This is a genomic window from Sporolactobacillus laevolacticus DSM 442, from assembly GCF_000497245.1.
Taxonomy (GTDB): Bacteria; Bacillota; Bacilli; order Bacillales; family Sporolactobacillaceae; genus Sporolactobacillus; species Sporolactobacillus laevolacticus.
Genome location: NZ_AWTC01000001.1, coordinates 222393 through 241440 on the forward strand (window position 1 = coordinate 222393; position 19048 = coordinate 241440).

The following is a 19048-nucleotide window of genomic DNA, read 5'->3' on the forward strand; positions in this document are numbered from 1 at the left end:
AAGGAGGACAAAAAGGGCCGAGAAGGTCAAGGAAACGCCGTTTCGAGCACCAGAGCGTATGCAAACAATACGTGAGGAGCGGAGAAACAAGTTGACGTAGAGATTCGACAGCAATTTTTCCCGGACTTTTTGAACACCCTCTTATGCCTCAGTCTGAACGGTTCTCTTTTTCTTACGCTTATCAAGATAACGAACCTTCAATACAGCCCATAGAGGACAAGCAATGCAGATCGATGAATAGACACCACAAATCAAACCGACAAATAGGGCAATGGTAAAGGTACGAATCGATTCACTGCCGAAGATGAGCAGGAGAATAACCGGTAACAGTACCGTTAACACAGTGTTAATCGAACGAGTCAGAGTCTCGCGAATACTCAAGTTGACGATTTCACTAAATTCCTCGATGGTAGACAACCTTTTCCTACTTAACTTAATGTTTTCACGTACTCGGTCAAACGTTACGATCGTGTCATTAATGGAATAACCGACAATTGTCAAAACAGCAGAAATGAATAAAATGTCGACCTCAATATGGAACAAGCTGAAGACCGTCACAATGAAAAAGGCATCATGAATCAAAGCAAGTACTGCAGTGAGCCCCTGAAGGAATTCAAATCGTATCCAGACATAAATGATGATAAAAATTGATGCAAGAATCAACGCGAACAAACCGTTCTTCGCCAGATCACGTCCGACTTGCGGTGATACCGTGCTAACGTTTGGTTCGATTCCAAACTGATCTTTGATCTTGCTCTTAACTGCTGCGATTTGGTGCTGATTCAATTCTTCGTTAATACGCACAGTAGCGATATTCTTATGCGTTCCTGATACGACCGGGCGTTCAGGACTATAATTCATTGCTCGAAATGCCTGATCAACCTTTGTAATGGAAATCGGTTGTTTGCTCTGTACATCCACACGTGTCCCACTTGAGAAATCAATACCCAAGTTCAGCTTAAAGACAAAAAGTGAGATGATGCCAAGCAGAATCAGAACAGATGAAATGACAAAGAACACATTTCTGTATTTCATAAAATCGAAGTGGTCATAAAATTTATTGTAATGTTTATAATTCATTTTTTCATTCATTTCCACGGATATCCCTCCTCTTCACGCCAAGCAGCCATGGATGATTGTTAAGAGCACGGCTGTGGACCAGAAGTCCGAGAAGCAAACGTGCGCCATAAATGGAGGTCAAGAACGTGACCACGTTGCTGATCAGTAGCATTACGGCGAACCCTTTCACTGCGCTCACTCCAAGCACAAAGAGCACAGCAGCTGCAATAATTGTGGTCAAGTTGGCGTCGACAACGGTCGGCAAGGCGCGATGATTTCCTGCCTTGAATGCCGAAAGCACCGACTTACCGCTTCGCAATTCATCTTTAATACGTTCAAGCGTGATAATGTTAGCATCAACTGCCATCCCAATACCAAGGATCATCGCAGCAATACCCGGCAGGGTAAGAACTGCCTGCAACCCGACAAACACGCCCATTACAATAGCCATGTAAAGTACGAGTGTAAGGTCGGCAATGAGGCCACCCAAGCGATAGAAGAAAAGCATGAACAGCATAATGGCTGCTACCGCAAGCGCTCCGGCATAAATGGTTTCTTTCATGGAGTCTTGTCCAAATTGAGCCCCGACAGACGTCGAGTAAATTTCATTCATTCGAACCGGTAATGAACCTGAGTTCAGCAGATCCTTCAACGTGGTTGCTTCCTGCATCGTGAAATTTCCAGAGATCTGAACATCCGAAGTGTTTAATTGCTGTTCCACGCCCGGGTTGGAAATATATTTATGATTCTTTTTCCCGACTTCTTTTTGGTATGAGTCACCCTTCTTGTAATCCATCCAAATCACAAGTTGATTGTTGGGATAGTAACTCGCAATTTTCTTTGTCACGCTAGCAAATTTGGCCGGATCCTTCAGCTGCAAGGTAACCATTGGCTTATTCATTTGGTCGAATGCCACTTTCGCCTTCCCTGGCTTCAGATCTGATCCGTCCAACATCAACCTGTCTTTATAATCACGAAATTCAAGCTTCGCTGTTGTCGACAGCAGTTGACGGGCACGTTTTTCATTTTTGACCCCTGGTAACTGAACGCGAATCCGGTGTCCGTTCTCAATCGAAATATTTGGTTCGCTTACGCCTAATACGTTAATACGCTTGTTAATCGCAGCAACGGCGTTGCTCATCGTGTCACTATCGATTTTTTGGCCTGCTTTCAGCGGTTTGACCTGATAAAGAACTTCAAAACCACCTTTCAAGTCAAGTCCCAATTTCACATTATGTATGATGGGATTTACTGCAAAACCAATGATGATTCCCAGCACAATTAAAAGTGCAAAAAAGGAAAATATCGGTCCTTTTTTTACCATTGTCTAAGCTTGCTCCCTTCTCTTAATCCGGCTCTCGTCTGCAACGAAAGCATCTCCCGGTGCGAAATGCATTTATCTGAAGATCGACTGGTCAATAGTGTTCGAGCTGTCTTTGAACAGATCCACGCGCAATTTATTCATGTAATCGTTCACTGTCAGCGCCATGACAGCAGCAACCACTTCATGTATTCGTTCGGGCTTTTCTTCTTTCTTTTTTTCTAGAGACTCTTTCACGAATTGCCAGAATTCGTCCATTTTCAAGTGATTAAGACCAAGCAGTTGAAATTCATTCAATTTGCTTTGCAGAAACGGCTCTATGATCGTCCGCCACTTTTCCATATCATTTCTTTCATCCGGCATTTCGATTCCTCCCATAATGCCTATAATAGCATATTTGTGAAAGAATACGAAACACAAATTCAATAGACTATTGGGCTTTGAAGAAAATAGAGACAGCTTGTCATGCTTGGCCCTGTTCGATGCATATACTCCATTAAGCCCGCGGCAAGACACCTGCACAATCGCGGTAAACCGTACATGATTGATTTCATATTTATTCAGTAAAAAGGCGGACAAACGATGACACGACAATCTTTTTTAAAAGGTTCTTTTATATTAATGGCTGCGGGATTAATCACACGAATTCTCGGCATGATTAACGGCATGGTACTTGCGCGCGTCATCGGTGATGAAGGCGTCGGCTTGTTTATGATGGCGTTCCCTGCCATGCTTCTTGTTGTGACTCTGACTGAACTCGGATTGCCGGTGGCGATCTCCAAGCTGGTTGCTGAAGCTCAGACCTTCGGCAACTACCGAAAGATTAAGCTAGTGCTTGCATGGTCGCTGACCATTGTAGGATTTATCAGTATCATTCTAACTACAGCCATGCTTCTTATCATTCCTATTTCAGCTAAATATCTGTTTGCTGATACGCGAGTCGTCTATCCTCTTCTTGCCATTACACCAGTTATTCCGATTGTCGCTGTGAGTTCCGTGTTACGCGGCTATTTTCAAGGTGTTCGTAACATGAAGCCTTACGCGTATTCGGGGATTGTTGAGCAGATCGTGCGCATTTCGCTCGTTGCCACATTGGCAAATCTCTTAATGCCTTATGGTGTCGCGTTTGCTGCAGCCGGAGCAATGATTGCCGGATCAGCAGGAGAATGTGCCTCTCTGCTTTACATGCTTCACGTGTTCAGACGTGGAGAGGGCATCAAACTAAAAGGCACAAAGAAAAATTCACTAAAAGGGACGCGTGAAACACTTAGGGATCTGCTCCGGATTGGTCTTCCTACTATGGGTAGCCGGCTGATTGCATCGCTCAGCAATTTTTTCGAACCGATGATTGTTTCTCATGCTCTGGTTATTGCGGGCTATTCCATCACGGCATCCACACAACTTTATGGCCAGCTTACCGGTTACGCGATGACGCTGCTCTTGCTCCCGAGTTTCATTACCCATGCACTCCATGTATCGCTTGTACCGGCGGTCAGCGAAGCTTATGCTCGTAAATCTTTTAACCTAATCCATTACCGATTAAACCAGGCACTGCGTATCGCCATGCTCACCGGAGGCCTATCCGTTGTCGTAACCTATTTTTTTGCAAAGCCTTTAATGGCTATTATTTATGAGTCACCTGAATCCGCCCAGTTTCTCTATCTCATGACTCCGTTTTTCATGATTTTTTATTTTCAAGCACCAATGCATGCCGTTCTCCAGGCGCTTGATCTAGCCAAAGCAGCAATGTACAACACACTGATCGGGGCGATTGTCAAAACGATCATGCTTTTTCTGCTCACTTGCCGTCCTGAATTCGGGATCAAAGGAACTGCACTTGCCATCTGCATGAACGTCATTCTTGTCACAGTGCTGCATGCTGCCGTCATGTTCAAAGCCATTGGCTTTTCGCTGATTATTCGAGACTATATCCGAACCGGGATCCTGATCGCTTTTTCCGGCTTAGTTGCACATATTCTTATTCAAAGGAGCTTCATGGCATTCTCACTTCTTCCGAGAACACTTATTCTGATCACTTTGATAACCACTTTCTACCTGGTGCTCGCTTCCTTCCTCGGACTGTTGCAGAAAGAACAGCTGAGTCAGCTTCCGCTGATCGGAAAATGGCTAAACTAATTTTTGCCAATGTACTTATTTAAATCCATATAGAAATTTCCCAGCGAATCCATGGTCAGATAGTTCACCTGGCGAATATTTCGATAACCAAATTTTCGTAATTCCTGCCTGAGCCACAATTGCGTTTTGCCGATCTGCTTCAGATTGTCTCCGCGAACTTTTCCGTTTTCAATGAGTGATAAGCCCATTCGAGGGGGAGCGTTGTTTGGTCGATACTGGACAGCAGTTATTTCCGATTTTTTCTCAGTATCGTTGTGATACTGTATCAAATGGTCGCGAGTCGACCAGTTAGCGGTAAATCGGTAAAGCAAAAATCTTGATCTAAAGGCAAAAATGAGTATCAGTAGCGGTACTAGGAGCGGCATTAACGGTTTGTCGGGCTGAACAACCGCGACTACTGATAATTCTGCAGCAGCGATTATAAGCAAAAATTCAGCACACGATTGATTCACAATTTTTTCGGACATTGTCTTTCTGAAACCAAAAAGTAAAAGTAACGCCAAAAAGATTACTCTCGTCGCCGATGTCTCCATACCACTCCTCCTCTCAAAATCTTTGTCATACGTTTATTATGAACAAAGCCGCGGATTTCATGAATGGGACATGTGTCATGAAACCGGACTCGTCCGAATAAGATGAAGTATAAAACGATTTGGGCAACGCATGAATTTACGCACGAGCCTTGATTGTCTAGACCAACAAACTGGAAAACATTTGTGTGAAAGCCAATTCAATAGTAATGGAGGTGATAAAATGTCCCGACATTGGCTGAGCGCCGTTACTTATGGAATGATCGCAGCAATCATCATTGTGCTTGCATCCGCCTTTTTGCTCGCTTCACTTCTGCGGTTCACATCATACGCAGAAACGAATGGATCAATTCTCCCTATCATCATATCCATCGTCGCTTTATTTATCGGAGGCGTGATTTCCGGATCTAAAATGAAGGAAAAAGGACTGCTGATTGGTGCGATCACCGGACTTGCTTATTGCCTGTTCAGTCTATTCTTCCAATACCTCGGACTTGATCAGCACCCAAGTCTGAACCAGTATCTTTTCTTTGTGGCCAACATCGCTGCTGCGTCTCTTGGTGGCGCGATTGGTGTTAACCTCTTCGCACTTAAGCATTGAAAAGGGTGCCACTGTGTGCTAAGGCGCGATGGATGCAAATGCAATCGGCTAACTACGGTGGTAATCTGCATTTCCACAAAAAAAAACGGCCAAATTGGCCGTTTTCCTTTTTGTCTTTAGTTTTCGCTTTTTTCCGCTACTTCTGTAGTTTCAGGAGTACCGGACTTCTTCAGGACACCGCGAATCGCATTACGTTCGAATGTCAGCTTAGTACCGCCGCAGCGAAGTACCGCGGCCTGATCATCGATCGAATCAATCGTACCCTGAAGGCCGCCGACCGTAACCACCTTGTCACCCTTTGAAAGCGATGACTGCATTTCCCGAGTTTCCTTCGTCCTTTTTTGTTGCGGGCGAATGAGCAAGAAATAAAAAATCGCCACGAAAACAATTAACGGTAAAAATGTTGTCAGATTCAATGAAAGTCTTCCCTTCTATTCTCAAAAGTTTTTTGCATCAGGTTTGTTAAAACCATAGGACTCAAAGAATGATTCTCTGAATTCTAGCAGCCGGTCTTCTTTTATCGCAGATCGGACACGCTCCATTAATTTTATCAAAAAATAAAGGTTATGGTAAGTGGTTAAACGAAATCCAAAAGTTTCATTTGCCTTGACTAGGTGGCGAATGTAAGCGCGTGAGTATGTCCGGCACACTTTGCAGTCACATGATTCATCAATTGGTCCAAAATCATGGGCATATTTCGCATTGCGAATCACTAGCCGTCCATGCTCGGTCATGCATGTTCCATTACGCGCGATACGTGTCGGGAGCACGCAGTCGAACATATCAATCCCGCGTATCGCTCCATCAATTAAAGAATCGGGCGACCCAACGCCCATCAAATAACGAGGCTTTCCTGATGGCAGCAGCGGTGTTGTGTAGCTCAGCATCTCGTTCATTTTATCCTTCGGCTCACCGACTGATAACCCGCCGATCGCGTAACCAGGAAAATCAAGTGAAGTGAGGTCTCTTGCTGATTGCTCACGAAGCTCTTTAAATCCGCCGCCCTGCACGATACCGAACAACGCCTGTCTATCCGGATGGCTATTCGCAGCAAGACAGCGTTCGGCCCAGCGACTTGTCCGCTCCACGGATGTTTTCATGTAATCAAAGGAAGAATCGAAAGGCGGACATTCGTCAAAGGCCATCATGATGTCAGAACCAAGTGCATTCTGAATCGCGATTGATTTTTCAGGAGTTAGGAACAACTTTGCCCCATTCAAGTGGTTACGGAAATGAACACCTTCTTCAGAAATGTCACGCAGTTTGCTTAAGCTGAATACCTGGAATCCGCCGGAATCCGTTAAAATCCCCTGGTCCCAATTCATAAATTTATGGAGTCCACCTGCTTCTTCAACAATTTCTTCACCAGGTCTGAGCCAGAGATGGTACGTATTGCTCAAGATCACCCCGGCGCCCATTTCTTTCAGTTCTTCCGGACTCATTGTCTTTACGGTCGCCTGTGTGCCGACCGGCATGAACATCGGTGTGTCAAATGTGCCGTGTGGAGTATGGAGTTTTCCAAGGCGCGCGCCTGTTTGTTTATCGGTCTTGATTAATTCGTAAGTAACTGCAGCATTGCTCATGAATGATTAATTCCTTCCTCAATAAACATAGCGTCACCGAAACTGAAGAATCGGTATCTTTGCTTAACAGCTTCACGGTAAGCGTTCAAAATAAAGTCGTGTCCTGCGAATGCGCTCACCAGCATGATCAGCGTGGACTTCGGTAGATGGAAGTTCGTGATCATTCCGTCAATAGCGCGGTAACGAAATCCCGGATAAATAAAAATGTCTGTCCAGCCCGAAGTTTCTTCAAACGCGCCGTCAAATTTTGCAGTAATGGTTTCCAAAGTACGAATAACGGTAGTTCCGCAAGCGATAATTCGTTTTCCATTTTTACGGGCTTGGGTCAGCTGATCGGCGGCCTGAGCGGACATCTGATAGAATTCGGAATGCATCGTGTGTTCCTCGATCTTGTCCACCTTCACTGGTCTGAACGTCCCTAAGCCAACGTGCAACGTGATAAAAACAATATGCACACCTTTGTTCTCGATTTCAGCGAGCAGCTCTTTTGTAAAGTGAAGACCCGCCGTCGGTGCTGCAGCGGAGCCTCGATGCTTGGCGTACACTGTCTGATACAAATCAGGATCATCCAGTTGTTCTTTGATATAAGGAGGCAGCGGCATTTTCCCCAGTGCATCCAGTACTTCATAAAAGATACCTTTATAGTTAAAGGTTACCATTCTCCGCCCTTCATCAAGTTCCTGTGTGCAGACCGCTTCAAGCATACCGTCGCCAAAAGATATGCGTGCGCCTTCATGTACGCGTTTTGCCGGCTTTGCCAGACATTCCCATGAATCTCCTTCTTTTTGTTTCAAAAGCAAGAGTTCAATCTTCGCCCCAGTTTCTTCTTTGTGGCCGATTAAACGCGCAGGCAACACCTTCGTATCATTCAACACAAGGCAGTCTCCTGAATTTAAATAATCGATAATCTCACTAAACGTATGGTGCGCAATCCGCTCTTTGTTTGGGTTCAAAACCATAAGACGCGACGCAGCTCGGTCTTTCAGTGGCGTCTGTGCAATCAATTCTTCAGGTAATTCATAATCAAAATCTGTTACATCCATTTCAGCACTCTCTTCCGTTCATCGAAAATGATTTATGACATACATAATAAGTGATAAAACAAGACTAATGATGATACAAGTTACTATTGGAAAAATAAACGTGACATTTCCTTTTTTCACAAAAATATCCCCAGGCAACCGTCCGATTAATGGCCAGCAAAGGCCAATCAGAAAAATGACCACACCTGCGATCATTAACCCTTTGCCAAAATCACCCATCAGTCCTGATCCTTCCTCTCAATATTAAAGTGTTCATAGGCAAGGTCAGTCACCATGCGGCCTCGAGGTGTACGTTGAATATAACCAATCTGCAACAGATACGGTTCATGCACATCCTCAATGGTATGCCGCTCTTCACCAATCGCCGCAGCTAAAGTGTCAAGACCGACAGGGCCGCCATGAAATTGACGGATGATCCCTGTTAATAATTGATGATCAACCCGATCCAATCCTGCTTCATCGACATGCAGCCTGCTTAACCCATCACGCGTGGTTGCACGATCGACAATGCCGTCGCTTTCAACCTGGGCAAAATCGCGAATTCGCTTCAGAAGCCGATTGGCAATACGCGGTGTTCCCCGCGAACGGCGAGCGATTTCAAAACAAGCATCTTCTTCAATTTCCGTTTGCAGAACAGCTGCTGTCCTTTTGATAATCATCGCCAATTCTTCAGGACTGTAAAATTGCAGGCGATTAATCACCCCAAATCGGTCGCGAAGTGGAGGCGACAGATAGCCAGCCCGCGTTGTTGCGCCAACCAATGTAAATGGAGGTAAGTTGATACGTACCGAATGAGCCGTCTCGTCTTTGCCAATGACAATATCCATACAGAAGTCTTCCATCGCCGGATACAGAATTTCCTCGACATGCCGCGGAAGCCGGTGAATTTCATCAATAAACAGCACATCACCAGGTTCCAGTGAGGACAGGACAGCTGCTAGATCACCCGGGCGCTCAAGCGCAGGACCGGATGTCGTACGAATACCTGCCCCCATCTCTGTGGCGATAATCATTGATAAGGTTGTTTTTCCAAGACCGGGCGGACCATACAGCAAGACATGGTCCAATGGTTCCTGCCGTTCTTTAGCTGCACGGATGAACACTTTCAGATTCTGTTTGATTTCGTTCTGACCAATATAGTGGTCCAGATCCGAAGGGCGAATGGATCGGTCCAGCCCCTGATCCTCAAGAATTGAGTCACTTGAAAGCAAATGATCGTCTTCCAATTCGACGCCCTCCTTTTATACTTTTGATAATCGTTTCAACGCTTCTTTAACATAATTTTCTGCACTAAGGTCCTGTTCTCTTAAAGCCGGAACAACCTTACGAATTTCCCGTTCGGAGTAGCCGAGCATCGACAAGACATCGACTGCTTCGGCAAGCGCATTGTCCAGTCGCTCTTCTGAAGGTTCTGCCTGTGTACCGACTGGACGTACCGCAAATTCCTTGAGTTTTCCCTTCAAATCCAAAACGATCTGTCCTGCTGTCTTTCGTCCAATTCCTGGAAACCGCGTCAAAAATTTTTCGTCTTCAGCTTCAATCGCTTGAATGACTTCATCAGGATCTCCAGAGGCAAGGATGGCTAACGCATTCTTGGGACCAATTCCAGATACGGAGAGCAGTCGAACAAAAAGCTCCCGCTCCTCCCTCGTCTGAAAGCCATATAAAATATTTGCATCCTCTCGCACATATTGATAGAGATAGACCTTCGTTTCTTTATTCAGCAACGGCTGGTAACTAAACGGATTCGCACAAATTATCCGATAGCCAAATCCCCCTTGCTCGATAACGATACCGTTTCCGGAAAGGTAGGTCAGGATGCCTCTAATATAATCAAACACTAAATTAACCCCTCATCCGTTCAATTCTACGTCGCAAAAACCACATCTTTGTCTATCATATCATATGGAGGGCATTTGTCCTAAGAAAAGCCAAATGAACCACACGAAAAAAGGACATCCGGCGCCGAATGTCCCTTCCTTTATCATTCAAGTCAAATTTGGGTTATGCTTCTTCAAGATTGCTGTAAATATCTTGAACATCATCGTTATCTTCCAGAGTTTCAATCAGCGTTTCCATCTTTTCGAGATCTGTACCAGTTAGTGCTGTTTTTGTTGTAGGGATCATCGCTACTTCTGCGCGGTCAATTTCATAACCCTTTTCTTCACTCAGCACTTTTCTAACTTCTTCAAATGCTGCAGGTGTCGTCACAATAATGAAACGGTCATCTTCCGTTCTCATATCGTCTGCACCTGCGTCAACGGCGTCCATCATGACCTCGTCTTCGTCTAATCCATCTTTAGCTTCAATCTCGATAATGCCTTGCTTGTCAAACAAGAAAGAAACGCTTCCTGATTCGCCCAAATTGCCTCCGCTTTTCGAAAATGCGTGGCGAATTTCAGATGCCGAACGATTTCGGTTATCCGTCAGAACATCGACCATAACCGCTACACCACCAGGTCCGTATCCCTCATAAGTAATTTCCTCATAAGTCACGCCATCCAGATTACCAGTCGCTTTCTTGATTGCCCGGGAAATATTGTCATTCGGCATATTCGCTGCTTTCGCTTTTTCGATGGCATGCCTTAATCCGGCATTCATGCTTGGATCGGCGCCTCCATGGCGTGCTTCAAGAAAGATATCTTTGGATAACCTCATAAATATTTTTCCACGTACTGCATCCAATGCATTTTTTTTATGCTGTATGTTATTCCATTTTGAATGTCCAGACATAGTCATTCTCCTCCCGATGATCATTGCGGTCCGATTAACGATTAAAGCATATATCTAGTAAACATGAATGCCAAAAAAGAGCCGACAATAGCCGTTTTCTGATTGCTCAACTCGCGTTCTTTCTCTGGTCCACGTTCTTCCATCTTATACTTCAACGTACTCCGCAGATTTCATTCCGTTCCCATTATACCCATTTTTTATGCCGAAAAAAAGAGCAAGGGCTTTGCCCTTGCTCTTTTTCCTGCCAAATGAATGTTATTTGGTGTTGTTTTGAAATGGACGTTTTAATGCTTTCGATAAATCATTGATGATGCCGACAACATCTGATCGCGCTTCGCGAGTAGCTTTGCCTGCATTAAACGTTGTTTCGGTTGCCGTTATTCTTTTTAAATAACGCTTATCGGTGGATACAAGGACTTGTCGGTTACCTGCAAGCGGAAGAACGGCCAAACGAACTTTTTTTCTTAAATTCGCTTTGTCTGTTACTCCACTTTCAGGAATAGCACCTACAACAACAGTATTTCCGTTAACAAGGACATGCGCTTTTTTCACACCGCTAACCGAATCTGCTCGATTAGCGATACGTTTCGCCAGATCTCTTTCATCCTGATAGCTCATCTGGTTAACCTGATTGTTGTTGTAACCTGTATAATTCGGCGCAGGCACCGCGTTAGGATTATTATAGGGATAATTATAACCCGTTTGATAATTCACATTGCGCGGTGCGGTTGGACGGTTGTAAGCGGCATTATTCGCACCACAGCCTGCAAGTAGTCCACTCATAGTCAGCACTGTTCCAAGTGTCATTATTACTTTTTTCAACTTAACTCCCCCTTTCACAACTTATCTTGTGTGAAACGAGGCGTTTTTACGCTTAAGAATTTTTTCCGTTAAATTAGCAGATCTTAACAAAAGCAAGTGCTCGAAAATCGCCCATATTTGCATGGCGATCATAAGTGAGCACTTGCCCTAAATTTTGTTCATTTTTTATTTTTTTGGCTGACCTGATATATTTGGCTGATAAATAGGTGCTAAGACACCTGGCATTGCAGAATAAGGAACAGGCTGCGGATGCGGTGGCTTGTTTCCTCCATAATAGCCCGCAACCGGCGTCTGACCATAAGGCGAATACGGCATTGGACCACCACATCCGCATGGTTTCCCTTGCTGTTTTGCTGCAGGCATATAAGGATAAGGATAACCACCGATTGATCCTGGTCCAGCAGGTGATATCTTTCCGGTGTTCGATTTGTTCATCGTTGGGCTACTTTGAGTTGGTTTAAATTTAGGTGGTGCCTGCTGGGAGACACCAGCTGTTTGTGGGTTAGACCATGGGAGCGTACTTTTAATTCCCGCTGTTTTTCCATCTTTGTATGCTTGATCAAGCTCAATTGTCTCATGACTGATCGGATACTGAGGCTGTTGTCCTTTCCACGGCTGCAATTGTGGGAAATACGGACTCATCTGTCCCATTTGTCCCGTCGGGTGATAAGGATGCATTGGTTTGAGTTTCGGCGTATAAGCTCCTGCGATTTCTGTTGGGTAAAGTGAATTCGCTGCACTTTCCTGTGTGGCCGGACTTACTGCACTGCCCATATTTGGATATTTTTGATTAGCTCCACTACCTTGGGCCGCAGGGCTCACCGCGCTGCCCATATCCGGATATTTCGGATTAGCTCCGCTCTCTTGCGCAGGACTTACTTCATTGCCCATGTTCGGATAATATGGGGCTACTCCGCTTCCCTGCATTGCCGGACTTACTGCACTGCCCATATCCGGATATTTCGGGTTGGCTCCGTTTCCCTGGGTCGCAGGACTTACTTCATTGCCCATGTTCGGGTAATATGGGGCTGCTCCGCCTTCTTGTGTGGCCGGACTTACGACACTGCCCACGTTCGGATAATATGGAGTTGCTCCGCTTCCCTGCATTGCCGGACTTACGACACTGCCCATGTTCGGATAATATGGAGTTGCTCCGCTTTCTTGCGTTGCCGGACTCACCGCACTGCCGGTGTTTGGATAATAGGGATTGATACTTCCTTGAGATACAGGGCTAACTACATTTCCCATATTTCCTGTTGGATAGGGATTGCTTCCAAGTGTATACGGACTCACTACATTTCCCATATTCGGATAATAGGGACTTATACCACCTTGCGTTGCCGGACTGACGGCGCTTCCCATATTCCCCTGCGAAGCAGGACTGATCCTAGTTGGATTTTGCGCCGCAGAGACAGGCTGCTTTGGATAAAGGATTTGAGGATAATCCGTTGCCGCCTCTCCTGCATTTTGCGACCCGATATTCGCATTTAGATGCTTCTCAGCAGCCTCAATCTTTACATTTGGCTTCGGTGGAACTGGCTTTGGTGCTGGAGTTTCCACTGCAGGCTGTTGGCTTATCGGTTCCTGCTTTACTGGGGCAGGTTTTGGTTGCGGTTGTGATTGCACTGGTTGCTGTTTTGGTTTTGGTTGCGGTTGCGGCGGAGCTGGTTGCTGTTGATGGGACACTTCAGATCTTTCACTGGCAGCTATCGTCCTTTTAAGCGGTTGTTTGCCTATTGCCACTTTCACTTTCATCCCCTGAGCCAATGAATCTTCGGTTAAACCTGTATTCATTTTCCTGAATTCGTCAATTGTCATGCCATGTTTACGCGCGATTTCTTCAAAAGTATCGCCTTTTTGGACAACATATAATTTCACGGTATTCCATCCCTCCTGTGAAAGTCATTTTATATATATGGCTTCTTTAGGCTTTTTGCCACTCTTTCCTAAGGAAACTTATAGAGAGTGTTCGAAAAGTCTGGAAAAGGTAAGGAGTGGCGTCCTGCTTGACGTTGGTTCTTGTTGTCCTCTTTTTCAAACAGACACCTATAAACATTACTTCGAACGATTCTTCAGGAAATAGCTAGTAATGCACAGGAGGTTCATTTTGTTTTATAATGAAAATAAATGAAACAATGGAGTGTTTATTCATGACTGAGTCAAAATATAAACGAAAAACCGCAAACGAGCGCAGAAAATCCATTATGGCTTGTCTGAAAAAGGCAACCGACCCCATTAAAGGAAATGATCTCGCTGATGAAATGCAAGTGAGCCGGCAAGTAATCGTACAAGATATTTCTTTGCTCAAAGCTGAAGGACAGAAAATCATTGCCACTTCTCAAGGCTATCTCTTACTTCAAAAAGCGCAGTCTCATTTCATAACAAAGATTGTGGCCTGTAATCACACTGTCGATGAAACCGAGGATGAGTTGACACGGATTGTTACCTGTGGTGTGACTGTGCTCAATGTGACCGTCGAGCATCCGCTCTATGGAGAAATCACTCGTTCTTTGATGATCCGCAATCAGTCTGACGTCCACATTTTTGTGAAAAACCTTGAGAAAACCGGTGCATCTCTGCTCTCATCTTTAACGGATGGTGTCCATCTTCATGAACTAGAAGCGGAATCATCCGATCAGATCGATTGTGCCGTCCAAGCATTAAAACAGGCAGGTTATCTGCTGTAACCTGCCTGTTCAATCCGTATATTCAAATTCAAAGTCCATAATGCGTACAGTATCGCCTTCAGTCACGCCTTTCTCTCGCAGTGCATCGTCCACACCCATGCCGCGCAATTGTCTAGCGAATCGCCTGATCGCTTCGTCATGTTGGAAATTGGTCATTTTAAACAACAGTTCCACTTTCGGACCGGACACATTGTAAATACCGTCATCATCCTTTGAAATAACAAAAGGTACCTCTTCTTTTTCAAAAGTATAGACCGCTTTATCATCTTCTTTTCCTGCCTCTTCCATCGGAAACTCAGGAGTAGTCAGAATGAGTTCATATACAGCACTCATCAATTCTTTAAGACCCGCTTGAGTTAATGAAGAAATCGGGAAAATTGGAATCTCAGGATCAATTTTCTTTTTAAAAAGCTCAAGATTTTTTTCTGAATCCGGCATATCCATCTTACTCGCCGCGATCACTTGCGGACGTTCAAGCAAGCGCAGCTGATAACTCTTCAATTCCTCATTAATCTTCGTGTAATCATCATAAGGATCTCTTCCTTCGCTCCCGGACATGTCAACGACATGAATGATTACTCTTGTACGTTCAATATGACGCAAGAACTGATAACCGAGTCCCGCGCCACTGCTCGCGCCTTCTATCAGCCCAGGAAGATCGGCAAGCACAAAGCTTCTCCCTTCATCCACGGACACAACGCCAAGATTTGGAGCAAGAGTCGTAAAATGATATGCAGCAATTTTGGGTTTCGCGGAGGTCACAACGGAAAGAAGAGTCGACTTTCCAACACTTGGAAATCCGACAAGCCCTGCATCCGCAAGCAGTTTCAATTCAAGTTGTACTTCACGTTCTTCACCAGGTTCACCGTTTTCAGAAATATAAGGCGCCGGATTAGCCGGTGTTGAAAATCGGGTATTTCCACGACCGCCGCGACCGCCGGCAGCAATGACTGCGGTTTGGCCATTTTCGGTAAGGTCGGCAATGATTTGTCCGTTCGCTTTGTCGCGTACGACTGTTCCCGGCGGAACTTGCACAACTAATGGGCCGGCGCTTTTTCCATGCTGATTTTTTGTACGACCATTTTCACCTTTTTGCCCTTTAAAGTGCCGTTTATAGCGAAAATCCATCAACGTGCGCAGCCCTTCATTTACCACAAACACAACATCGGCGCCTTTGCCTCCGTCTCCGCCTGCTGGCCCACCATCGGGTACATATTTTTCACGTCTGAAGGCGACCATACCATTTCCGCCATCTCCGCCTTTGACAAACACATTCACTTGATCGACAAACACATATTCCACCTCACACTTTTATTACTGTCTTTAACTATCATATAGTGTTCAACCCATTGAAAAGAATGATTCATGTTCAGCTTGCTTAATTGCCCATCGGCTTTCGCGTTGTCTTTCAGCTGTCCTTCAAAAAAGAGATGAATGCGCAGATCCACTTCCGTATCCATAACAACCCGGACCTTATTATCCGCAACCTGAGAAGCATTTTGTTCAAGAAAAGTGAACAATACTTGAAAAACATCTCTTAGGTCTTCATCATGTGCTGAAAGATCCTTTTCCGGCCCATCAATATCATATACTAATTGAAAAGCATGTGAAGACCAGCCGTACTTCATGAGAAAAACTGCGCAATTCGGAATGTGCAAATGTGCGAGCCGAGATTGATTGTATAATTTTTCCGTTACACGCTTAACAACCTCTTCTGCCTTTTCCGGTTTCTTCAAAAAAAGATATCCCTTAATCAGCTGCAAGTCGTTTAGAAAATCATGCCTCGCCGAGCCGAGCAGCTCTATTCCATCTTTCGCATCGAACATGGCTGCTTGCCATCCTTTCCCATTTCTTCTCCAGTCTCTATTATATCAGAAATAGAAAGGCTCAATATGGTCATAGCGTCACACGACTACCATTACTTTTTTTCATTGCTGATCATTCGAGAAAGCTTATTTTGAATAAGATAATTTAGATTCACCAATCGTTTAAAAAAAGATTTCTTGCAAAGTAAACAAGCCATCACAGTGTTTCCACTATTGTCGCGGTCTTTGTCCAGTATATCTTTAGTTCTTAACTGTACTGTGATTTTATGGTTGCTTACATTATAAAAAGGCGGCAGATGTCATTCTTTGCCTGAGCAAAAAATCATCTGCCGCCTCAGTTCACTATTCCACACTTAAAGAATAATTAAGCTTCTTTAACTGCTTCTACAGGATAGACACTAACTCTTTTGCGGTCGTGTCCGAACTTTTCGAATTTCACAACGCCGTCCGCTGTAGCGAACAATGTGTCGTCACCGCCGCGTCCAACGTTCGTGCCCGGATAAATCTTCGTGCCGCGTTGACGATACAGAATCGAGCCGCCTGTCACAAATTGTCCGTCCGCTCTTTTCGCGCCCAGACGTTTTGAGATGGAATCACGACCGTTTTTTGTACTACCAACACCTTTTTTTGATGAAAAAAACTGAAGATCGAGTTTAAGCATGTTCAGCACCTCCTTAATCACTAATTCTAATATATTGCCCGTAGGACTTTTCAATCGTTCGCATTGAAACGAGCATCGCTTCCAAGATCAATTGAGCTTTTTCCAGATTGGCATCAGCCGGACAATCGGAAATTCCGCATTCAAGATAACCGCCTTCATCCCTTTGTTGCACATCCATTCTCAGGTTGGCCAGGGACTCAACTGCGTTTATTGAGCCAAAAGCAACGGCAGAAACAGCCGCACAGACCAAATCTTGTCCATAAGGACCGCTGTCTGCGTGCCCTGTCAATTTAAATGCAAAAATTTTTCCATAATGATCCCGCCGAACCGTCAAAATGACCACTGGAGATCACCCTCAGGCATTGATCTTTTCAATAACGACTTTCGTAAACGGCTGCCTATGTCCTTGTTTGCGACGATAATTCTTTCTTTTCTTGAACTTGAAGACAATGATTTTCTTGTCACGGCCCTGTTCCACTACTTTCGCAGTGACAGTCGCTCCGTCAACTGTTGGAGCACCAACCTTAACTGTTTCGCCGCCAACAAAAAGCACCTTGTCAAAAGTAACCGTGTCACCTGCTTCAGCAGCAAGCTTTTCAACAACGATCGATTTTCCTTCTTCAACCTTAAGCTGTTTGCCGCCAGTTTCGATAATTGCGTACATTCAGATGCACCTCCTTTAGGATCATGTTCGGATCACATGAAAGCATATGATTTCCGAACATACTCTGTCATTCTCAGACTCGCCAGAGAAAGGCTGCCTTTAAAGACATTAAAGCCTTTTCTGAGCGGTTGGAGCGAGATGCTCCTAAGTCCTCTAACAACACAATAACAGTTGTTATATTAACACAAAGCCTATTCATCTGTCAATGAATCCTTTATTTTTCTTCAGGCGGTCGACAGCTCGATCACGAAGCCCATAGCGTTGCCTTTTCCGTGTGATTTCCACAAGCCCAAGATTGGAATAGCCATACACATGCACAGCACTTGGATCTGTTTTGGTGCTATTTTCCAATTCGAGTAATAATCTGTTTCTGTCTGATTCCTCTTTCATTCGCAGAAAGTCAATCACGATCATTCCGCCGATCTGCCTGAGTCTCAATTGCCTAGCAATTTCTCTTGCGGCTATACAATTGATTTTATAGGCTGTAGCCTCCCAGTTATTCTGAAAGAGCATTGATCCTGAATTAACATCAATAGCTGTCAGCGTTTCGGTGTATTCAATGGCTAGCGATGCTCCTGACTCCAGCGGCACAAAGGGATGCAGCGCGGCCTGATAGATGGGTTCGAGATGAAGTGCAATGAATGGATTTTCATTATTTTTGATGCGAATGTCCGTATGCTCGGGAAGCTCGTCCTCGTTCAGATCAAAATTAGCAACTATTGAGCACGTTGAGGGAAAATGATTTTCATTCAAAATCGCAGAGATGAAGGAAAATGGCCGGAGGATGCGTTTCGGCGACGTTTCGCACTCTGCCTGCTGCCTCATTGAGTTCCAAATTTTTTTCAACCTGGAAAATTCCTCATAGAGTGCATCAACATCTTGATCCTCTGCATATGTGCGAATGATTGCACCTTCTCCTGCTGAACACCATCCGGACACCTTTGTTTTCAAACGTTCACCGCGTCCTTCCGCTATTCGTTTCGATACAGCAACATAGGCGCTCTTTGGCAAAAAAACGATGCTTTTTCCTGTAATCTGCACATGTTCTGTAAGCTCCGCTTCTTTATGATCTCGCGCTTCTTTATCGACTTGGACAAGCCGGAGCTCACCTGCCTGTGGTGCACAATCCGAAACGTATTTATGGCTGGGCAGAAAACCGCTTCGACCATTACCCAGATCCATAAACCAGCCGACCTGGCCCAATCGATTGTCCAAGACCTTACCAAGGTAGAGATCACCAACGCGAATGTCTCTTGAGTCTGATTGGAAGTAAAAAGAAACGACTTTCTGATTTTCCATAAGAGCGGCACGTACTCCTTCCGCCTCTCTTTCCATGACTAGCGTTACTTTTTCATCGGACACAACATCACCCGCCATCCGTA

Annotated in this window: 20 protein-coding genes, 1 pseudogene and 1 other annotated feature; of the genes and pseudogenes, 3 read left to right on the forward strand and 18 right to left on the reverse strand. The window is 44.8% G+C overall.

Annotated features, from left to right (window positions below; all coding sequences use genetic code 11):
- Window positions 1–141: 141 nt before the first annotated feature.
- Both secD and P343_RS20495 read right to left on the reverse strand, forming a co-directional pair.
- Window positions 142–2383 (reverse strand): annotated as a pseudogene (secD, locus tag P343_RS20490) (protein translocase subunit SecD).
- Between the two features lie 72 nt (window positions 2384–2455).
- The gene (locus P343_RS20495; RefSeq protein WP_023508561.1) at window positions 2456–2743 is read right to left on the reverse strand and encodes a post-transcriptional regulator; all 288 of its coding nucleotides are present in this window, start codon (window positions 2741–2743) and stop codon (window positions 2456–2458) included.
- Between the two features lie 219 nt (window positions 2744–2962).
- On the opposite strand from P343_RS20495, the gene spoVB reads away from it, so the two are divergent.
- The gene (gene spoVB / locus P343_RS20500; RefSeq protein WP_023508562.1) at window positions 2963–4516 is read left to right on the forward strand and encodes a stage V sporulation protein B; all 1554 of its coding nucleotides are present in this window, start codon (window positions 2963–2965) and stop codon (window positions 4514–4516) included.
- Here the strand turns inward: spoVB and P343_RS20505 are convergent.
- Window positions 4513–5049, reverse strand: coding sequence for a YetF domain-containing protein (locus P343_RS20505; RefSeq protein ID WP_023508563.1), 537 nt, complete (start codon window positions 5047–5049; stop codon window positions 4513–4515). The genes spoVB and P343_RS20505 overlap by 4 nt on opposite strands.
- A gap of 220 nt (window positions 5050–5269) precedes the next feature.
- On the opposite strand from P343_RS20505, the gene P343_RS20510 reads away from it, so the two are divergent.
- Complete coding sequence (locus P343_RS20510; protein ID WP_023508564.1) at window positions 5270–5647, forward strand: TIGR04086 family membrane protein; 378 nt, start codon at window positions 5270–5272, stop codon at window positions 5645–5647.
- A 116-nt stretch (window positions 5648–5763) separates the two neighbouring features.
- Here the strand turns inward: P343_RS20510 and yajC are convergent, their stop codons facing one another.
- The 9 genes from yajC to P343_RS20555 all read right to left on the reverse strand — a co-directional run bounded on the left by yajC (window position 5764) and on the right by P343_RS20555 (window position 13706).
- On the reverse strand, window positions 5764–6063 hold the full coding sequence (yajC, locus tag P343_RS20515) for a preprotein translocase subunit YajC (RefSeq protein WP_023508565.1): 300 nt from the start codon (window positions 6061–6063) through the stop codon (window positions 5764–5766).
- Window positions 6064–6084: 21 nt separating this feature from the next.
- A complete protein-coding gene (gene tgt / locus P343_RS20520; protein ID WP_023508566.1) occupies window positions 6085–7230 on the reverse strand; it encodes a tRNA guanosine(34) transglycosylase Tgt in 1146 nt (381 codons plus the stop codon).
- On the reverse strand, window positions 7227–8273 hold the full coding sequence (queA, locus tag P343_RS20525) for a tRNA preQ1(34) S-adenosylmethionine ribosyltransferase-isomerase QueA (protein ID WP_023508567.1): 1047 nt from the start codon (window positions 8271–8273) through the stop codon (window positions 7227–7229). The genes tgt and queA overlap by 4 nt, the downstream gene beginning before the upstream one ends.
- A gap of 18 nt (window positions 8274–8291) precedes the next feature.
- On the reverse strand, window positions 8292–8492 hold the full coding sequence (locus P343_RS20530) for a DUF2905 domain-containing protein (protein ID WP_023508568.1): 201 nt from the start codon (window positions 8490–8492) through the stop codon (window positions 8292–8294).
- Entirely contained in the window at window positions 8492–9499 is a 1008-nt protein-coding gene (gene ruvB / locus P343_RS20535; protein ID WP_023508569.1) for a Holliday junction branch migration DNA helicase RuvB, read from the reverse strand. The genes P343_RS20530 and ruvB overlap by 1 nt, the downstream gene beginning before the upstream one ends.
- Before the next feature lie 15 nt (window positions 9500–9514).
- Window positions 9515–10114, reverse strand: a complete 600-nt coding sequence (ruvA, locus tag P343_RS20540) for a Holliday junction branch migration protein RuvA (protein WP_023508570.1) — start codon at window positions 10112–10114, stop codon at window positions 9515–9517.
- Window positions 10115–10277: 163 nt separating this feature from the next.
- The gene (locus P343_RS20545; protein ID WP_023508571.1) at window positions 10278–11006 is read right to left on the reverse strand and encodes a YebC/PmpR family DNA-binding transcriptional regulator; all 729 of its coding nucleotides are present in this window, start codon (window positions 11004–11006) and stop codon (window positions 10278–10280) included.
- 255 nt (window positions 11007–11261) lie between these two features.
- Window positions 11262–11828: a YhcN/YlaJ family sporulation lipoprotein gene (locus P343_RS20550; RefSeq protein WP_023508572.1), complete on the reverse strand. Its 567-nt coding sequence runs from the start codon at window positions 11826–11828 to the stop codon at window positions 11262–11264.
- A 165-nt stretch (window positions 11829–11993) separates the two neighbouring features.
- Window positions 11994–13706, reverse strand: a complete 1713-nt coding sequence (locus tag P343_RS20555) for a LysM peptidoglycan-binding domain-containing protein (RefSeq protein WP_023508573.1) — start codon at window positions 13704–13706, stop codon at window positions 11994–11996.
- A 272-nt stretch (window positions 13707–13978) separates the two neighbouring features.
- Here P343_RS20555 and P343_RS20560 point away from each other — a divergent pair, with 272 nt between their 5' ends.
- Window positions 13979–14515 (forward strand): transcription repressor NadR, encoded by a 537-nt coding sequence (locus P343_RS20560; RefSeq protein WP_031263522.1) that lies wholly within the window; start codon window positions 13979–13981, stop codon window positions 14513–14515.
- 9 nt (window positions 14516–14524) lie between these two features.
- Here P343_RS20560 and obgE read toward each other — a convergent pair whose 3' ends face one another.
- The 6 genes from obgE to P343_RS20585 all read right to left on the reverse strand — a co-directional run bounded on the left by obgE (window position 14525) and on the right by P343_RS20585 (window position 19043).
- Window positions 14525–15808, reverse strand: a complete 1284-nt coding sequence (gene obgE, locus P343_RS20565; protein ID WP_023508575.1) for a GTPase ObgE — start codon at window positions 15806–15808, stop codon at window positions 14525–14527.
- Complete coding sequence (locus P343_RS36260; protein ID WP_023508576.1) at window positions 15790–16341, reverse strand: Spo0B domain-containing protein; 552 nt, start codon at window positions 16339–16341, stop codon at window positions 15790–15792. Before P343_RS36260 ends, obgE begins: the two co-directional genes overlap by 19 nt.
- A gap of 364 nt (window positions 16342–16705) precedes the next feature.
- Window positions 16706–17002: a 50S ribosomal protein L27 gene (gene rpmA / locus P343_RS20570; RefSeq protein WP_023508577.1), complete on the reverse strand. Its 297-nt coding sequence runs from the start codon at window positions 17000–17002 to the stop codon at window positions 16706–16708.
- A 13-nt stretch (window positions 17003–17015) separates the two neighbouring features.
- Window positions 17016–17345, reverse strand: coding sequence for a ribosomal-processing cysteine protease Prp (locus P343_RS20575; protein ID WP_023508578.1), 330 nt, complete (start codon window positions 17343–17345; stop codon window positions 17016–17018).
- Between the two features lie 12 nt (window positions 17346–17357).
- Complete coding sequence (rplU, locus tag P343_RS20580; RefSeq protein ID WP_023508579.1) at window positions 17358–17666, reverse strand: 50S ribosomal protein L21; 309 nt, start codon at window positions 17664–17666, stop codon at window positions 17358–17360.
- A 65-nt stretch (window positions 17667–17731) separates the two neighbouring features.
- Window positions 17732–17806 (reverse strand) — a sequence feature (ribosomal protein L21 leader region).
- Between the two features lie 55 nt (window positions 17807–17861).
- A complete protein-coding gene (locus P343_RS20585) occupies window positions 17862–19043 on the reverse strand; it encodes a ribonuclease E/G (RefSeq protein ID WP_023508580.1) in 1182 nt (393 codons plus the stop codon).
- Window positions 19044–19048 lie beyond the last annotated feature (5 nt).